This is a genomic window from Sedimentitalea xiamensis (assembly GCF_030164465.1).
GTDB classification, from domain to species: Bacteria; Pseudomonadota; Alphaproteobacteria; order Rhodobacterales; family Rhodobacteraceae; genus Sedimentitalea; species Sedimentitalea xiamensis.
In genome coordinates this window covers 1-16322 of sequence record NZ_JASNJE010000034.1, presented here as the reverse complement: position 1 = coordinate 16322, position 16322 = coordinate 1, and the positions used below count along the sequence as shown (strand labels likewise).

Genomic DNA, 16322 nt, shown 5'->3' with positions numbered 1-16322 from the left:
CCACGAACACCGTATATCTCGCCACCAGGAACTCCCCTGCAATTCTGCCCAAAGTTGACACGCCGACGACCCGACGAGTCGTTCAATACATGAAAAGGTTTCGCGGATCGAAAACAAACTTCGACGATGAAGACGCTCCCGCCGCCGAACGCTCCCAGTCCGTCTGTCCCGCCTGCGTCGTGAAAGCGCGTTCCCCCGTTTTCTGGTTTCGGCGGTCGAAACCCGGTCGCGGGATCGCCTCGTCCGCCGCCAGATCTTCGGTCCGACAGACCTTGAAGACCCCGGATCGGCTCTTGCGTCGGGTGAGAAATGGGTTTGCAACCGGAACTGCGATCCCCTATACGAACGCAGCGCAAGTGAGGAAGGCTTGGGTGCCGAGATGTCCCGCGAAACACTCGTTCGGGACGTCGGCAATCGAAATGCCTCAGCCGAAACGCTTCGCCCCTATAGCTCAGCTGGTAGAGCAACTGATTTGTAATCAGTAGGTCCGCGGTTCGAGTCCGTGTGGGGGCACCATTTTTACCAATAAAAACCGACGCTTGCGCCGATAGCCGCTGTTCGGCCACGATTCATGGTGTGTAGAACACAGTATAAGCACAGATTTTGCGCTCCCGACGGTGTTTAGACGAGTGTAACATCCCTTCAACTGGTCGGAAGATTTCAAGGTCTTGCCTGCCATGAATCATGGGTGGAGAAGATTTCTGAGCCGCAATCTTAGGAGTACTCAGAATGCCGGATGAGTTCGTCCGCAGGCGACCCAAGTGGTCTGTAGTCTGGGAGCCATGAACTCAAGGGCTATACGATTTACTGGCTTGATCTACCTGTTTTGAAAGTCGAAGATTTTGCCTGCAAGTATAGAGTGACATCCGACAGCGAGAGTTTCGGCGGGATCGACAGGAACATGTGGACGTGGTCTCGCGCCAGTACGCCGCGCACGATGTGAACGCCCATTTCGTCACAGGTCTGCCGGATGATCTGCCGGATACGCTCGCGCATCGGTCCCTGGAGAACCGCGTAACGGTATTTCGTGACCGTATGCGGTGTCTGGACCCCACCTTCTTGAGACCGATGTGATCTGAGACTCAAATCCTGTCGGATGGCAGGAGGTGAGTTTCTCAATGGAGACTACGAGAGAGTTTCTCAAGGGACTGGGAGTCGAAATCTCAGATGGCGGGCACCGGCGATGGCCGGATTGTGTGAAAGCGCGGATTGTGGCGGAAACGCTGGTGCCGGGCACGACGGTGAATGACGTGGCGCGGAGGTATGACCTGCGACCGAACCACTTATCGGCATGGCGGCGGATGGCCAAGGACGGCGACCTCGTTCTTCCTCGAACGCCACTGACATCGAAGTGTTCAGGTGGCGCGATGAACTGTCCTTATACTTTCAAGTAGTTACGGGCTCTACACTGATTGAGCGCAGTCGAGAGGTCCGGAGAATATCGCCCCTGAGAGACCGCTTCTGAGCATTCCTCCCCACGGGCCGGTGCTCAGCCACTCCCGCATAACCCTTGAATAGAACGGAGAAATCCGGCCGCAGCCGGATCGGGAGAACGCTTTCGCGGGGGTAAGTGGCGGAGGGAACGGGCCTGATATCAAACCTTCTCTGTCACCTAAGCCATTGGTATTATATGTATTAGGCAAGATTCGAGCCCTCATAAGGTTCAATAGCGACCGGTGGCGAAAAGGGCAAGCTTCGGCCGCGACAGCTTCTTGCGGAACACGAGGCGTCCGTTGAGGCGAGCTTGCTGAACTCGATGTATGGTCGGGGCCGATACAGCGACAGCATCTTCATCGAACGCTTCTGGCGTTTGCTGAAACAGGACGCGGCCTACCTCGAAGAGCTGGCCGATGGTTTCTAGGCGTACCAGGTCAGCCGTGACTGGATGGCCTTATAGAACACCGAGCGGCTCAACTCCGCCCTTGACCGACGAAAGCCGAGCGAGGCATCCTAGTCCGGCTGAGATCAGGCGTTGGCGACATGACAACGAACCCGGATAAACTTCAGATCAGACGCTGAGCTATCCGGAGAATCGTGACCACTTGTGACAGCACGTGAAGAATGGAGGCCCTAATCGAAACCACAACCTTTCACGCGGATGGCAGATCGGTTCCGAACACCTTCGATCGGGCCTTTGATTTCCATTTCGACAACCCGCAGGGCCACTACACGCATCGCATCCTGAATCCCGGCCCCAAGGGGTTCAAGATCGTGCACGTCCTCTCATCCGGACATTCGGGTCGTTTCGTCGAGAATGACCGGACGACCATCAGCTTGACGCTACAGGGACAGGCAGACGTTCAAGTAGGAACCCGCGCATTCTCCGCCCGGCCCGGGCAGATGGTGGCGCTGGGTCCTTCTGAGCGAAACAGCTGGCTCCGACCAGAGGTCCCCGGCGAGGCATACGAAAGCTATGCCGTCATCAGTCCCCCGAACTGGCCCTATGGGATGCCGGAAGACACGCTGTACCGTGCGACGGATCCGAAGAGATTGAAACTTCTGGAGCTGCTGAGGTTCTCTTTCAGCTACCGTTCCAATCCCGAACTGTTGACCGACCGGACCGTGTCACTGCATGAGGCATTGGTCGAGGATGCATTGATCGCTGCCATCGGTTCGGTCCAGCCCACCAGAAACCTCCAAACCTACGCGTACCGGACCGAAAAGATCGCAAAGCAGGTCGAAGACTACATTCACGACAATTTCCGTGAAGCCCTGACGATGACGCAAATATCCGAAGAGCTTGGCTACTCGCTGCGGGTGATGCAGAAGAGCTTCCGGGCGCGCAAGGGCATGTCGGTCCGAAGTTTTCTTTCTGCAGTTCGTCTCGATGCGATGCACGCGGCACTTGTCGCGGCGAAACCCGGAATGACGGTCACTCGGGCGGCGGTTGATGCTGGTCTATTCCATCTGGGTCGGTCAAGTGCAGCTTATCGCGCGCAGTATGGCGAGTTGCCGTCCGAGACCTTTGACAGGCATTCAAGAGCCTCGGGAGATCTGAATTCTGGTTGCGAGAACGACGTGGCGTAGACTGCGGATCACCCTCCCTAGTCCGGAACCGCTCCTCCTCTGCTTCGACGACCCGCCCGCGCCGCCCCGGCCTGTCGGGTGGTATGCCTCTTGTCGCGCGGGCTGCGACATTCGCGGCGATGTCAGGAAATTCGACAGGTATCGCCAATTCTGGACAAGTGCGGCCTCGATTGGATTGCGGACAGTTCCGGGCGGTTCCAAACTTCACGCACAACGCCCACAACGATGGACCTAACCATATGAAACTGTGTTCTTTCCACGCTCCAACGCGTAATTTCTCATCTGCGGTTCTGGCGCTTCCGGCTGTCTTGGTGCTATCCGCCTGTGTCGAGACCGGCGGAACATCCGGCAGTCTGACGGCACCGACTGCAACCGCGGTGGGGCAGGACAACACCGGCGACACCGTGTCTGTTGCGCTTCGTCCGCGCAGCGACGGAAATCAGACGGTCACCTTGTCGGGTGGTCTGGATTTCACCTGTACCGGGGTTCTCGACGAAGCGCCCTCCGCCGGCAGGTCGGAATTGACGAATATCGTTTGCACGGATGGCGTCAACGGAACCGCGACATTGGTCTACAACGCTTCTGCACAACCCTCGCAATTCGTCTTCGCCCGTCCGGGCGCGAACGCTGGGTCGCTCCGGTTCTGACCTCAGGGACGCAGCGCAGCCTGACCGAACGACCGGCCGCGCTGCGCCTGGTGTGCCGACAACAGTGCGATGGGTACGCCACTGGCCTCCAGCGCAATCAATGAAGGGGTCTAGCTTTGTTCGGAAAGTCAGCAATACCGTTGAGGGTTTTCGTTGCGATATCTGCATTGTTGGTGGGGCTTGTCGTATCCTTGGTGCCCTCGCCCTCTGATGCCCAGGGGATCAGGGCCGAGCGCGTGTCCTTTGCACCGGGAACGTCCGGAAGTGTGATCCAGACTCGTCTGGAGGGTCAGGACATCGTCGACTATGTGCTGAATGCGGGCGTCGGTCAGCGTATGGTAATCGACCTCGGCACCGACAACCCGAGTGCGTACTTCAACCTGATGCCATCGGGGGACCCGCAGGCGATCCACATGGGGTCGTCGGCGGGAAACCACTTTGACGGTACGCTGCCCGCGAGCGGCGACTGGGTGATCCGCGTCTACCTGATCCGGGCCGCAGCGCGCCGAAACGAAACCGCCAACATTACCCTCTCGATCCATATCGGTGGCGCGAGCCATTCCGTACCGGCGGCAGACCTTGCCGACGGCGCCGCCGGCGGACCGGACTACTGGCAAGTGGCGGGGCTGACCGGAGGGGACACTCTCAATGTACGCAGTAGGCCGGGTACGACCCATCAGGTGGTGTCCCGTGTGCATAGCGGCCAGGTGTTCCGTAATCTCGGCTGCCGCGGCAGCGGCCCCGATCGCTGGTGCCATGTGGAATCCGGCAATGGTCTGATCTCGGGCTGGGTGGCCGGGCGTTTTCTGCGCGAAAGCGGAGCTCCAGCATCGCCGTCGCCGTCTCTCCCCGTTTCGAGCTTTGCCGACGGCGATGCGGGCGGGCCGGATTTTTGGGAGGTCACGGGAGTCGCCGCGGGCGATTACCTGAACATCCGCACCGGTCCTGCCACGCGCTACAGCATCGTCGCGCGCGCACCGAACGGCCTGACCCTGCGCAACCTCGGCTGCCGCGGCACCGGGTCCGACCGCTGGTGCCACGTGCAAACTCCGGACGGAGGTTACGACGGCTGGGTGTCAGGACGATACCTGCGCGAAGGCGGAGCACCGGCGGCCTCGGGTCCGGGCATCCAGATTCCATCCGGCAGCAACATCTCGCCGGATCTCTACCTCCGCCCGACCGGAGAAATAGAAGTTGGTTGGGCCGGGGGATGCACGGTTCTCTACAATCCGGCGCATCAGCGCATTCAGGCCGGCAGTTCCTGCTCATCGGCGCAACTGACCCTGTCGGATGCCGCTGTGGCCCGCTTCGACTGACCGTGAGGTCAGCGGTGCCAGCCATGGCCCGGTGCCGGAATTCCCTCGCGGCGCCGGGCAACCGTTGAAGGAGCGAACGACATGACGACCAAGGTTCTCAGATTTATCACTCTTCCCCTCGCCGCGTGTGTCGTGGCGCTCTGTCCGGTGGCAACACTAGCTCAGGATGATGGCCAGATGCCCCGGCTCAGGCCGCTCGAGTTTCCGGCACTGCCCGAGGGCACACCGGCGCTGCCTGACGATATCGTGGCAACGTTGGACCAGGTATTGCCGACGCTCACGATCCCGGAACTTCAGGGCTTCATGGAAGATGGTCAACTGACCTCCATGATCCTCACGCGCTACTATCTGGAACGGATCGAAGCGCTAGACGAGCGTTACCGGACATATATCGAGATCAATCCCGCCGCCCTGGAGGAGGCCGCTGCCGCAGACGCCCGCCGCGCAGAAGGCGGCGGTCTGGGCCCGTTGGATGGCATCCCGGTCAGTCTGAAGGACAACATCGGGACCGCGGCGCCGATGCACACCACCGCCGGGGCGGAGATCCTGCTGGACTACACACCGGAGGCGGATGCGCCTCTCGTTCAGCAGCTTCGCGCAGGCGGCGCGGTGATACTCGGCAAGGCCAACCTGTCCGAATTCGCCGGGGCGATCTCGCTTGGTCTCATCCTCGGCGGTTCCACCGCCGTTGCGGGTCAGGGCATCAATCCGCATGGTCCCTTTGCGACCGGCGGCTCCAGCTCCGGATCGGCGGGGGCAGTTTCGGCCAACCTCACCGTTGTCAGCGTCGGCAGCGAGACATCCGGCTCACTGATCGCGCCGTCGGCGTGGCAAAGCGTCGTCGGCATGAAACCGAGCCGCGACCTTATCAGCGGCGAGGGTGTCATCCCCTTGTTGTCCAACAACGACTCGCCCGGCCCCATCGCGAGGACCGTCACCGACGCCGCGTTGTTGCTGGGCGTCATCGACACTGCAGAGGTCGATTACGGAGCTGGCCTTTCGACCGATGCGCTGAAGGGTGTTACCGTTGGCGTTCTCTCAAGCGAGCTCGCTGCCCAGCCGGGCAACGCCGACTTGCTACAGCGGATAGCGGCGACGCTGACCCTGACCGGCGCGGAGGTCGTGCCCGCGAGCCTCGCGGGCTGGCAGTCCGCGCTCAGCGCGTTCGACCTGTTTCTCGCGGGCGGTATCCGGTACGAGATGACAGCCTTCGTCGGGACTGTCGTGCCTGAGATAGATGGTCCCGAGGCGCTCGTGGCATACTACGCCACGGCGCCGGAAACGCGGGCGCCGTTCGGCTCGGACCTGCTGGCCGGCAAGGTGAGCCAAGCCGCCGAACTTCCCGAAGACGATTTTCGGTCCCTTGGCCCGACCCTGACGGCAAACGCAACCCAATTGCTCGAGGCGGCATTTGCCGCCAGCGGAGCCGAGGCGCTTGTCAGCATCGACAACGATCATGCTCAGGTCTACGCAACCGCCGGGTATCCGGCGATCACCGTGCCGCTGGGCGCGCGCTCCGCTGGTGGGCTAATGGCGGCGCTTGGCCGCGAAAGTGCCGGAATGCCGGTCGGCGTCACCCTGATCGGCAAGCAGGGCGAGGATGCCGCTTTGCTCGGCTATGCATACGCCTTCGAACAAGCTTCCAATTATCGCCTCGTTCCGGAGATCGAACGATGACACGTCCCTCACGTAACACACTCGCACCCCTTGCCGCATGCCTTCTGGCCGCTTGCCCGTTGCAAGCACAGGAGGATGTAAAGCTGACGGAGGAAGATCAGGCGAAGCTCGATGCCTACAACGTTTTTCGGGCGGACATCGATAGCTTTCTGCCGACCGTCAACGTCTATGACGCTGAGGCGCTGCCGGTGACCTTCCCGTTTCGGGACGTGATGGCCCATGTCGTCGTTGATGTGTCATTCGACGGAGAGACGGCGCTGCCCTTCATGCTCGACACAGGCGCGCCGACCATCGTCACCTACGAAATCATTGAGGCCTGGGGCGGCGAGGTTGTCTTCGAGTCGCCCGGAATGGCTGGAGGCAACACATTGATCTGGACGCCGACGACGCTGATCCCCGCCGCGACAGTTCAGGACGTCCTGCCAATCACCAAACTCACCGCCGGAGCTGGATGGGAAGCAGGCAGCGCGTTTTACTGCATTACCCAGCACGGGCTTTTGGGCGCACCTGCCATGCGCAACGGCGTCTGGCAGATAGATTATGGTGCAAATGAGGTAACCGTCGCGGCCAGTGCCGATCAACTGGACCACATCGAGGGAGCCATCGCCCTGCCATTCACCATCAAACCGGGAACGACTTCACCGACCCCCCACGTTCAATTGCAGATTGGCAAAGAAACGCTGGAATTCGTCGTCGACAGCGGCGGCGGTATTCCCCTGACGATCAACACTGACGACTTCGCCTCGCTCGGAGTGGAGATGCCTGGAAATGCCCCCAGGATGGCCAACATTGGCGGAGGCGCTGCCGGTGCCTTTGACATTGCGCTGACATCGCTCCAGCTTCCTGTCAGCCTGGCCGGGACCGAGATCACGACAACGGTATTCGTCGGTGACGGCATGGCGCCCGGAGTGGCCGGGAACATGGGGCACATGTTCCTCAAGGATTTCGTCGTCACCTTCGACTGGTCTACCCAGATGATGCATCTCGATCCGCTGGCCGAGGACGGCAGCGTGTCGGGCATGACGGACGTCCCCGCTGCGGGGATCGGTCTGCAACCGGACGGATCGCTGATGGTGACCTCGTTGGCACTCGGCGGTCGCGCGGACGTCGCCGGACTGACGATTGGCGAAAAGGTCGTGGCGGTCAACGGCCAGGATGTGTCCGGTAATGACCCCGATCTCTATTGCGCGCTCAGCGCGGCCGGCATCGATACAATCACGACCGAAGCGGGCGAGACCTACGACGTCAGCCCGATCGAAGGTTTTCTCATCGGGGGCAAATGAGATACGACAATCGGTGGCGCGGGGGCGGGGGCCATCCATCCGGGACAGAGTGGATTCGAAATCGGACAACTACCCTGTTCTTCGGTATCGTGCCCCTTGCGTGACCCGCCATTTTCAATCGACCGCGGGAGATGTGGCATGGACTTGAAACGCAACCCCCTTGTGGGCCTCGCGGATGTGGCGAAACGGCCCTCCAGGTGGTGGGCCGCGTGGATTGTCACCATCGTCATCATCCTCACCGGAGGCATCGCCGGAACGATCGTCGGCGCGGCGGTCCTCGGGGACGATGTCAAAAGCCCCTTGCACCAGTACTCCGAACTCTTCGTCTTTGGATTCACACTGCTCGCCCTCTTTCTTTGGGTGCGGCTCAAAGAGGGCCGGCCGCTGTCGACAGTCGGCTTCCGGGGCGCCGGCGGTGTCCGGAAATTCGCGCTTGGGCTTGCCATCGGCGGCGCGATGATGGCCCTTCCCGTCCTCTTCCTGTTGATTGTCGGGATCTACGAAGCGGGAGCCAGCTATCACACTGTCTCCGGGACAGCGGCGCTCCTGCCTATTGTACCCCTGCTGGCCGTGTTCGCGATCCAGGGATCGACGGAAGAAGCGGTCGTGCGCGGTTACATGCTGCAGATGGGGGCGCGCCAGCTTCCGGGATGGGCCGCCATACTTGGAAGCTCATTCCTTTTTGCGATTGTCCATGTCACTTTCGAGCCTTTGATCCTGGCGGTTCTCGGGGTGTACGCGGTCTTTGCCTGTCTTGTCGCCCTGCAGCAAGGATCGCTCTGGCTGATCAGCGGCATTCACGTCGGGTGGAATTTCTGTCAGGGCAACGTGTTTGGTTTGCCGGTCAGCGGGCATCCGCGTGCGGCCGCGCTCTTCAGTATCGGACCGGCGGAGGGAAGCTCCGACATCCTGTCGGGCGGAGACTACGGCGTCGAGGCCAGCCTGCCGGGACTTGTCATTCTTATCGTGGCACTGATGATTGCCTGGTGGGCCTTCTCGAACCGTCCTGCCGGGCCAACCGAGAACACCTCGCGGGGTACAGCCCTTTGAAGCAGACCCGATCAATTCGCCCAGTCCTCCGAAGAACGCGGCGCATCCGCTTCGCACTGACTTCGATATAGAAAGGATCCCCTGACATGACCGCCGAAGACATCATCGCTCTTGTGGCCTCCCTGATCGCCGGGGAGCCTGACCCGTCGCATTTTCCTAACCTGACCGACGGGAGCGCCGATCCGGCCTATGTCACAGAGATCACGCCTTGCGCCCGTCCCGTTGCACCAGCCGAAATCGAAGGCGAGACGGTGATCTGCGGCACGGTTACGGTGCCCGAGGACCACGACGCGCCTGAGGGCCGCCAGATGAACCTCAGCTGGATCGTCTACAAAGCGCATTCCCTGTCGCCCGCGCCGGACCCGGTGGTCTATCTTCATGGCGGCCCCGGCGGCGGTACGGTCCGCAATGTGCACGCGGTCAGCCAGTTCTTCGACCACCTGCGCCAGCGCCGTGACATCGTCTCCTTCGATCAGCGCGGCGTGGACGCCAGCGCGCCCGATATGGACTGTTTTGGAACGATTGCAGACAATCTCGATGAGTCGGTCCGATCCTTTGCCGGAGAGGAATTGCCGGACCTGCCGGTCGACTTCACGCGCTCCTGCCTCGAGGAAATCGTGGGCCGCGGGGTCGATATCAAAAAAATCAACACGACCCAGAACGCGCGCGACGTCGGTGCCGTGATGTCGGCGCTCGGCTATCCCGCGTACAACATCTACGGCGTGTCCTACGGCACGAAGCTCACACTTGAGGTCATGCGGCAGGAGCTTCCCGGCATCCGCTCGATCGTGCTCGACGGGGTCGCGCCGCCGCAGGTCAACCTTTACGACTCGCTCATTACGCCCTACGCGGAGTCCTTCGACAACACCTTCGGGCCATGCGAACGCGATCCGGTCTGTGCCGAGGCCTATCCGGGCATCACCGCGCGCTTCTATGCTTTGCTCGACAGCATGATGGAAGAACCGGTCGAGGTGATGGGACAGCCCTATCCGGGCATAAGGTTATTTCTGGACATCAAGGGGCGCAACGACCGGCGCAGCCAGAATCCCAACAAGATCTCGACCTACCTTCCGCTTATGGTGGCGCAACTCGAAGAGGGCGACACCACGCTGCTGACGCAGATGGTGAGCGGCCAGATCCCACCGCAGGTGGCCGCGGATTCGCTTGTCGCCCAGGCCAGCGCCGCAGGGCTGAGCGGGGACGAACAGGCGCTGGTCGTCGCGGCGACTACCGCCGCGCAAGTCATCGAGGCCAACACTGCGATGGCGCAACAGGCAATCCGGCAGCTGGAAAGCGACATTGCCGCGGACCGGGCGAATGTCGGGCTGGCCGAACTCTTCGACGACATCATGGATGAGGCGATCCGCGCGCTGCCGTCGCGTGACGACCGCCTTGCCGTCGGACGCGACTATCTCAACCTGCGGTTTGCGGAGCCTGAAAAGACGGCGCTCTTGGACCTTGTCACAACACATTTCAGCGGATCGACGGCGTCGCAGCTGGCCGCGCTGACGCTGTCGATGGATGACGCCGACGTGGCGCGGGTCTTTGAATTGATCGGCCTTGACAATCAGGCCCTTGAAGACGGCGTCGAAGGCGATTTCGAGTCCTACCTCTTCGCGTGCCAGGAAGACTTTGTCGACGGATTCAACTCGCTCGAAGGCGTGAAGGCCGAGACAGAGTCGCTTCCCTTCGGTCCCCTAATGACGCAGCTCCTGATCAATGAAGTGCCGACGTTTTTCGATGTCTGCGAGCAGGTATTCACGCCTGTGCCACGCGACAACTGGCTGGAGCCTGTCAAGAGCGACCAGCGCGTACTGGTGATGAACGGAGAGATCGACACCCAGACCTCCGGCGCCTGGGGGGCCGTAGCCGCCGAAACACTGATCAATGCGCAGAACCTGGTCTTTCCGGAATCCGGCCACGGCACGATTCTTTTCAGCCAATGCGCCAGAGACATCACCGAGGCCTTCATCGAAAACCCGGAAGGCACCATCGACACTTCCTGCATCGCAGATCTGCGTCCGCCCGTCATGCTGCCGGACGGGAACCTGCATCCGCTTCCACTTTGAAAGCATACGGAGAAAGCCGACGCTTGTGGTTCCAGTCATGTCCCTTCACGTTCCGAAGATGCAGGAAACACAGCCTGAACCGCCAGGTCTTGTGCGCCCTGGTCAGCCCGACCAGCAGGTCGGCGATCAGTTCGTTCTCTTCGTCGCGCTTCGGACTGTAGCGGAAACGGGTCTCGCTGACGCCGAACGAGCAGCAGGCCAGCGCGATGCTTACCCCTCTTGTCGCCACAGCCTTCTCGGCCAACTCGCGGCGTTGAGCTGGCCGGGTCATTTTTTCCCAGAGCCTCCTTCAGAAGATCAGCCTGCATGCTGAGATCCGCGAACATGCGTTTCAGCCGCCGGTTCTCGTCCTCCAGCGCCTTCACATCTGCCTCATCATCGACACGTCCGGCCCATATGATCGTTGATGGGAATCTTCTGTCAGGTGAGGAACACTAGTTTTTTTGAACTCCCTGATCCCAAGACAGATTGGGACGTGGCAAAAGCCCGTGAAAACTGACCGGGTGTTCATGATTTGGAGATGGATTGATGCGCACTCAACGGACCGTATCTGAAGTAAAGTTGGTTGTTCCGATGCGACCGCGGCGCCTACTGGCAATCGACATTGCGAGGTCGATCGCTCTGGTTGCAATGATCCTTTTCCATCTGGCCTGGGATCTGACGATGTTCGGCTTCCTTTCGCAAGATACGATGCAGGCGACAGGGTGGAAGGTCTTCGCGCGGATTATCGCCGGAAGCTTTCTGTTCCTGTCCGGAATATGCCTGTGGCTAGCGCATGCTGACGGTATTCGGTGGCGCTCTTTTTTGCGCCGGCTCAGTATTCTCGTGCTGGCTGCGACCGCCGTCTCGCTGGCGACCCGCTTGGCAATGCCACAGGCCTGGGTGCGGTTTGGCATCCTGCATGCCATCGCCCTTTCCACGACTGCGGGCCTGCTGTTCCTGCAGGCGCCGGTTGCCGTACTGGCCCTGGCCGCGATCGTCTCGCTGCTGCTGGGCCGGGCCGACTGGGCGGTATTCGATGATCCGGTCTGGCTCTGGACAGGACTTGGAGGGATCAGACCCCGAATGCTGGATTACGAGCCGATCTTTCCCTGGCTGGGAGTCTGTCTGTTCGGGCTTCTGTTCGCGCGCCTGTTTGCGGACAGATGGCAGGGCTTGACCGAATTGCCGGGCAAGGTCGGACGGATCCTGTCCTGGCCCGGACGCAACAGTCTATCGATCTATCTGCTGCATCAGCCCATACTGTTCGGCGCAGTCTGGATGGCCGACCGCGTCCTGCACTAGGATGCCGCCCTTGACAGGCTCTGAACGCCCGATGCGGCGGGACAACCGAACCGGTACGGAAACTCATGGCTAACAAGGACGAAGCGGGCGGAATCGGGGGGACTTGCGTACACTTCCCGTGCACCGGCGGATGCCGTCACATGCGTGTTAACCAGGCGTTGCAATGAAGATGGCAAGGGACCCCTGCCGAGACACGACGAACAATCCCGATGTCACGCCGCTCGGTTCGGGATTCTCCGAAGCCGGAACGCTGGTGCGGGTCGGCCTCGGACCGGAACGGGCACCGTGGCAATGCATCGCGTATGGCGACAGCACGACGGCCGGCATCGAGTCGCTCGTCGACGAGGGCGTGCTCTGATCCCGGATGCCCGCCGCCTCCCCTGCAGTACGGGTGGATTCAGAATCTGATCGTGCCGCTGCCAATGCCCACGCCGCCAAAGGTCACTCTGACTGGCGCGCCGGCGGTGTCGTAGCTCACTGTCGCGTTTCCACTGCCGTCGCCGGAACAGTTGAGAGGGCGCAGTTCAGTTCCGCCTGGCGCCGGATTTTCATAAATTGCGGTGCAGGTGTTGCCCTGCGTGCTGAGAACCAGCGTGTAGCCGCCGCCGCTGCGCGGGTTGATCGACGCGGTCGCCGATCCGCCGGAGGTGTTGGAACCGGAGGCGATACTGCCGTCCGTCTCCACGCACCCCGCGGCAAGCGCCAGGATCGGCAGCACAAGCAATGATGTTTTCATATGCATCTCCTTCCTCGAATATTACAGGCCCGGGGCGCGCTGGCGAGGATCTCGGCGCGCGGGATATCGAGGCTGCACTGTGCAGTTTCGTCGAATGTTATTGGAAGTCAAGTATCTGCGAATATCGAGTCTGGTCAATTCAACTTGCGAAGATGTTTATCCCCATCCTGCAAGATTGCTGCCACGTCCTGCCTGCCACGCCACATCGCGGGACCGATCCGAGTCGCGCAACGTCCGGCAGGCCGCGGGAACATCACATCCGCCACGGGCCGGTTCCGCGTTGCAGGGCCTGCGAGGGCAATACGCCGAACTTGTCCCGGTAAGCTCTGGCAAACCGACCGAGATGCGTGAGTCCGCAATTAAGGGCGATTGATGTGACGGTCTCATTTGCCTGGGCGTGAAGCGGGCGCCGGGCGCGTTCTCGAGGCGGATACCGCAACCCGGCCGCGACCAAGGTCAAGCTCAAGAGCCTGCGCGTCGTCGAGGTGCAGGACGCGAGTACCGGGCGCCGGGCTCGGTTCTGAGCTGCCGCTCACGCCACCCACCGAACAGGAGATCCCATGGCCAGCTCCCATATGCTCGAGGCGCCGCGCCAGCGCCACCGTCGAGGCAAGCAGCACCCGCGGCCGTACCAAGTCAGCGAGTTTGTCCGCGCCTACCTCGCCGCGCTCGGGGCGACACTGCTCCCGGCCGCCGTGTACCCGGTACTGTTGATCCCGGCCGGGCTCATCGCCGGCGCCGTCCTCACCCGGTGCGTCACCGCCCGGGTCGTCTCGTGGCAGCTCGCCAACAACCTCGATGAGGTCTATCGTGCCAAAGTCAAAATGATGGTAACTCGGCCACTTTCTGTGCCGGTTCTGATCTTCAAGGTCGTGATCACGCGCGTTCTTTGAATTGGGAATTCATCGCATTCAGCGACACGCCCGCGCCGCAGGTCACGAAGATCGAGTGCGGCCTCATCGCTATCGAGCCCGACATCGGCGAGCGCGCGCTTCGCGCCTTCCTCGGTAGCGCGCGCCAGGATCGCTTCGAACTCGGCATCGGGCATGCGCACGAAGCCCTCGGATCGTGGTGGTGTCATCGGGATCCTCCTTCCACCGCTCAGTCGACCTTGCAGCCCCAGAAGGACGTGTGATCGGCGGCGAAGTAGCCGTCCGCGACCCGGAAATACCCCTGCAGCTCGACGGTATCGCCCGCGGTCAGCGGCACCAGGGTCTGAAGCCAGATCGCGGTGGCGAGCGAGACGTGGGTGGCGGAGATTTCGCCGAGGGAGCCGCGGATTTCGGTCGTGCCGTTCAGCACGAGCCGCCCGCGCATGCGGGCGGTGGTACTGGCGTTGACCTTGTACATGAGCGTCGCGCCGAAGAGGTAGGTGCCGTCCACGGGCGCCACGAAATGGTCGTTCGCGGCGTCGAAGGCGCCCTGATCGTTGTAGTCGGTGTTGTTCAGACCGATCTTCGTCCAGGTCCCGACGCCGATGTAGTTGTCGTAGTTCGTGTACGCCTTGAACCGCGGCAGCCGGGGCTGATCGACGATGCCGGTGGCGTTGTCGACGCTCAGCCCGTCGAAGAAGGTGCTGCCGTCGGCGGAGACCGCGAAAGCGGACCGAGCCGAAGAGGCCGACGTGCGCCAAGGCCGCGAAACCGGTCCGGGATTTCACGATGAATTCAGCGACATTGCCGTCCGGCTTATCGATCGATCTTGCCGGCAATCTCGTGCGCCGGCATCCTGCCCGATATTTCCAGCACCAGTTTCCGGACGATGGCGGCAGTCAGGTCCTCCTCGCTGTGGGCGGTCACGACGAACGCGCCACGCCCTCCGATTATGCGCTCCTCGTAGATTTCGGCGAGATCGGGGAAACGCACGGCCGTATCGCAGAAGCGGCAGAGAATGGGCAGGGCATTGATGGTGATGCCGGCGGCCACGACCTCGTCGCGCGCGGCTGATATGGAGGGGCCGGAAAAGCTGTTGGGGCTGTCCCCCGAGAAGTCGATGACCTTGCGCCAGCCCTCGAACCTGTTCCGCTCGATAAGGCGTTTGGCATCCAGCAAGGCCGCCCCGATCGCATTGCGGCCGACAGCCTGACGGGGCGGCAACAGGAGACGTTCCGCGAAGGCACGGGCCGTTTCCATGCCATCTATACGTGTCCAGTCGACCACCACGGCGGTATTGGTCGCCCATTCGACATAGGTCACGGCAATTGAACCATACGCGGTATTTTCAATGGCGCCGATCACATCGGGATCGGTGATCGCCTCCGCATATCCCGCCCGCTGGAACCGGATCTCCTCTCCCGTGATCGAACCGGATGCATCCGCTAGCAGCACGAGTTCGAGATCCACGTCCTGCGCCGACAACGGAAACGTTGTGGCGAGCCAGAGAAGGAGAGCGCATTTCCACATGCGGACAGAAATAGATCACCGAGCGTCTCCCGCCAAACTTTTCGGACAGCGGCGTGTCGCGAACCCAGCCGCGCGATCAGGTTCCGTACCGTCGACACATGCCAACTGCCGCCGCGACGAGTCTGGATGCCCTGCCTGTTCAGTTCGCTGGCGAGGGCGCGGAGAGTGGTGTGACCTTCGGACCGGATGGTTTCGAGAACCGGTGCGAGGTCGGCGGCGAAGGTGTCGGCGTTGGCGGTGACTGCGGCACGCAGCGCCACAGCTCCCTTGCCGGCGCGTCGCAGAGCTGCCGCGCCGTTGGGGTTGCCGAGCGTCACGCCGCGCGCCTTGCGGTAGCGAGGGTTTCCTTGTGCGGCGGGAGATCGCCTCGCGTTCCTGCTGGGCGACCAGGGCCATGATGCCGACGGTGAGGTCGTTGGCCTCGGGCATGTTGCAGGATAGGAATCCCGCGCGACCGTGCCGTAAAGGATCAGAAATGGTGCGCTCCGTTCAATCCGGTCCGTATGGCGATCAGGTCCTCTCGGTCCGAAGTCTTTGCAGCGAAGAGGGCCGATACGAGGGTTCGTTGTCCCAAAGGTTCCATACCGAGGGATCGATCTCTTCCTTCAACTTCGGGCCTTCTCGCGGCGCGTACATTAGGCGGCGTCTGCATTTAACCGATCCATGTCATAGCACAGGCAAGGGCAACGAATGCCCGAAAGGACGAGATTGTCTTTTCGCAGCGCAGTGCGATACGGCGGAATCGTTTGATCCGATTGAAGAAACACTCGACCAGATGGGGCTCCTTGCAGAGCCTCCAGTCGATGGGATAGCGCGTTGCGCGGGTCGGGT

The 16322-nt window shown here is 61.7% G+C and carries 16 protein-coding genes, 1 tRNA gene and 3 pseudogenes; 12 read left to right on the top strand and 8 right to left on the bottom strand.

Going from position 1 to position 16322, the window contains the following annotated elements; all coding sequences use genetic code 11:
- Positions 1–440: 440 nt before the first annotated feature.
- Positions 441–516 (top strand) — tRNA-Thr (locus QO034_RS19615).
- A 318-nt stretch (positions 517–834) separates the two neighbouring features.
- Here the strand turns inward: QO034_RS19615 and tnpA are convergent.
- Positions 835–1086, bottom strand: a pseudogene (gene tnpA, locus QO034_RS19610) (IS200/IS605 family transposase); the annotation flags it as partial.
- A gap of 32 nt (positions 1087–1118) precedes the next feature.
- On the opposite strand from tnpA, the gene QO034_RS19605 reads away from it, so the two are divergent.
- From QO034_RS19605 to QO034_RS19570, 8 genes are all read left to right on the top strand, one after another.
- Complete coding sequence (locus tag QO034_RS19605) at positions 1119–1394, top strand: transposase (RefSeq protein WP_284487223.1); 276 nt, start codon at positions 1119–1121, stop codon at positions 1392–1394.
- 667 nt (positions 1395–2061) lie between these two features.
- Positions 2062–3027, top strand: a complete 966-nt coding sequence (locus QO034_RS19600; protein WP_284487222.1) for an AraC family transcriptional regulator — start codon at positions 2062–2064, stop codon at positions 3025–3027.
- Between the two features lie 404 nt (positions 3028–3431).
- On the top strand, positions 3432–3674 hold the full coding sequence (locus tag QO034_RS19595) for a hypothetical protein (RefSeq protein WP_284487221.1): 243 nt from the start codon (positions 3432–3434) through the stop codon (positions 3672–3674).
- A gap of 266 nt (positions 3675–3940) precedes the next feature.
- A complete protein-coding gene (locus QO034_RS19590; protein WP_284487220.1) occupies positions 3941–4990 on the top strand; it encodes an SH3 domain-containing protein in 1050 nt (349 codons plus the stop codon).
- 81 nt (positions 4991–5071) lie between these two features.
- Positions 5072–6667, top strand: coding sequence for an amidase family protein (locus QO034_RS19585; RefSeq protein ID WP_284487219.1), 1596 nt, complete (start codon positions 5072–5074; stop codon positions 6665–6667).
- Positions 6664–7950, top strand: coding sequence for a PDZ domain-containing protein (locus QO034_RS19580; protein WP_284487218.1), 1287 nt, complete (start codon positions 6664–6666; stop codon positions 7948–7950). The genes QO034_RS19585 and QO034_RS19580 overlap by 4 nt, the downstream gene beginning before the upstream one ends.
- A 138-nt stretch (positions 7951–8088) precedes the next feature.
- The gene (locus QO034_RS19575; RefSeq protein ID WP_284487217.1) at positions 8089–9000 is read left to right on the top strand and encodes a CPBP family intramembrane glutamic endopeptidase; all 912 of its coding nucleotides are present in this window, start codon (positions 8089–8091) and stop codon (positions 8998–9000) included.
- A gap of 86 nt (positions 9001–9086) precedes the next feature.
- Complete coding sequence (locus QO034_RS19570) at positions 9087–11069, top strand: alpha/beta fold hydrolase (RefSeq protein ID WP_284487216.1); 1983 nt, start codon at positions 9087–9089, stop codon at positions 11067–11069.
- Positions 11070–11088: 19 nt separating this feature from the next.
- On the opposite strand, the pseudogene QO034_RS19565 reads toward QO034_RS19570, so the two are convergent.
- A pseudogene (locus QO034_RS19565) lies at positions 11089–11451 on the bottom strand (IS3 family transposase); the annotation flags it as partial.
- Positions 11452–11597: 146 nt separating this feature from the next.
- Here QO034_RS19565 and QO034_RS19560 point away from each other — a divergent pair.
- Positions 11598–12353, top strand: coding sequence for a heparan-alpha-glucosaminide N-acetyltransferase (locus QO034_RS19560; protein WP_284487215.1), 756 nt, complete (start codon positions 11598–11600; stop codon positions 12351–12353).
- Between the two features lie 163 nt (positions 12354–12516).
- Positions 12517–12711: a hypothetical protein gene (locus QO034_RS19555; protein ID WP_284487214.1), complete on the top strand. Its 195-nt coding sequence runs from the start codon at positions 12517–12519 to the stop codon at positions 12709–12711.
- A gap of 39 nt (positions 12712–12750) precedes the next feature.
- On the opposite strand, the gene QO034_RS19550 is transcribed toward QO034_RS19555, so the two are convergent.
- Entirely contained in the window at positions 12751–13089 is a 339-nt protein-coding gene (locus QO034_RS19550; protein WP_284487213.1) for a hypothetical protein, read from the bottom strand.
- A 560-nt stretch (positions 13090–13649) separates the two neighbouring features.
- On the opposite strand from QO034_RS19550, the gene QO034_RS19545 reads away from it, so the two are divergent.
- A complete protein-coding gene (locus QO034_RS19545; RefSeq protein ID WP_284487254.1) occupies positions 13650–13982 on the top strand; it encodes a hypothetical protein in 333 nt (110 codons plus the stop codon).
- Here QO034_RS19545 and QO034_RS19540 read toward each other — a convergent pair.
- From QO034_RS19540 to QO034_RS19520, 5 genes and pseudogenes are all read right to left on the bottom strand, one after another.
- On the bottom strand, positions 13895–14137 hold the full coding sequence (locus QO034_RS19540; protein ID WP_284487248.1) for a DUF6127 family protein: 243 nt from the start codon (positions 14135–14137) through the stop codon (positions 13895–13897). The genes QO034_RS19545 and QO034_RS19540 overlap by 88 nt on opposite strands.
- A gap of 53 nt (positions 14138–14190) precedes the next feature.
- Entirely contained in the window at positions 14191–14472 is a 282-nt protein-coding gene (locus QO034_RS19535) for a hypothetical protein (RefSeq protein ID WP_284487212.1), read from the bottom strand.
- A gap of 305 nt (positions 14473–14777) precedes the next feature.
- A complete protein-coding gene (locus QO034_RS19530; RefSeq protein WP_284487211.1) occupies positions 14778–15491 on the bottom strand; it encodes a DUF1194 domain-containing protein in 714 nt (237 codons plus the stop codon).
- On the bottom strand, positions 15407–15808 hold the full coding sequence (locus tag QO034_RS19525; RefSeq protein ID WP_284487253.1) for a recombinase-like helix-turn-helix domain-containing protein: 402 nt from the start codon (positions 15806–15808) through the stop codon (positions 15407–15409). The genes QO034_RS19530 and QO034_RS19525 overlap by 85 nt, the downstream gene beginning before the upstream one ends.
- A 335-nt stretch (positions 15809–16143) precedes the next feature.
- Positions 16144–16322, bottom strand: a pseudogene (locus QO034_RS19520) (IS5-like element IS711 family transposase); the annotation flags it as partial.

Coding starts and splice junctions, on each gene's coding strand:
- QO034_RS19560 (WP_284487215.1), top strand. CDS start 11,598: ATGCGCACTCAACGGACCGTATCTGAAGTAAAGTTGGTTGTTCCGATG.
- QO034_RS19585 (WP_284487219.1), top strand. CDS start 5,072: ATGACGACCAAGGTTCTCAGATTTATCACTCTTCCCCTCGCCGCGTGT.
- QO034_RS19530 (WP_284487211.1), bottom strand. CDS start 15,491: ATGTGGAAATGCGCTCTCCTTCTCTGGCTCGCCACAACGTTTCCGTTG.
- QO034_RS19600 (WP_284487222.1), top strand. CDS start 2,062: ATGGAGGCCCTAATCGAAACCACAACCTTTCACGCGGATGGCAGATCG.
- QO034_RS19570 (WP_284487216.1), top strand. CDS start 9,087: ATGACCGCCGAAGACATCATCGCTCTTGTGGCCTCCCTGATCGCCGGG.
- QO034_RS19555 (WP_284487214.1), top strand. CDS start 12,517: ATGAAGATGGCAAGGGACCCCTGCCGAGACACGACGAACAATCCCGAT.
- QO034_RS19580 (WP_284487218.1), top strand. CDS start 6,664: ATGACACGTCCCTCACGTAACACACTCGCACCCCTTGCCGCATGCCTT.
- QO034_RS19545 (WP_284487254.1), top strand. CDS start 13,650: ATGGCCAGCTCCCATATGCTCGAGGCGCCGCGCCAGCGCCACCGTCGA.
- QO034_RS19550 (WP_284487213.1), bottom strand. CDS start 13,089: ATGAAAACATCATTGCTTGTGCTGCCGATCCTGGCGCTTGCCGCGGGG.
- QO034_RS19575 (WP_284487217.1), top strand. CDS start 8,089: ATGGACTTGAAACGCAACCCCCTTGTGGGCCTCGCGGATGTGGCGAAA.
- QO034_RS19605 (WP_284487223.1), top strand. CDS start 1,119: ATGGAGACTACGAGAGAGTTTCTCAAGGGACTGGGAGTCGAAATCTCA.
- QO034_RS19540 (WP_284487248.1), bottom strand. CDS start 14,137: ATGCCCGATGCCGAGTTCGAAGCGATCCTGGCGCGCGCTACCGAGGAA.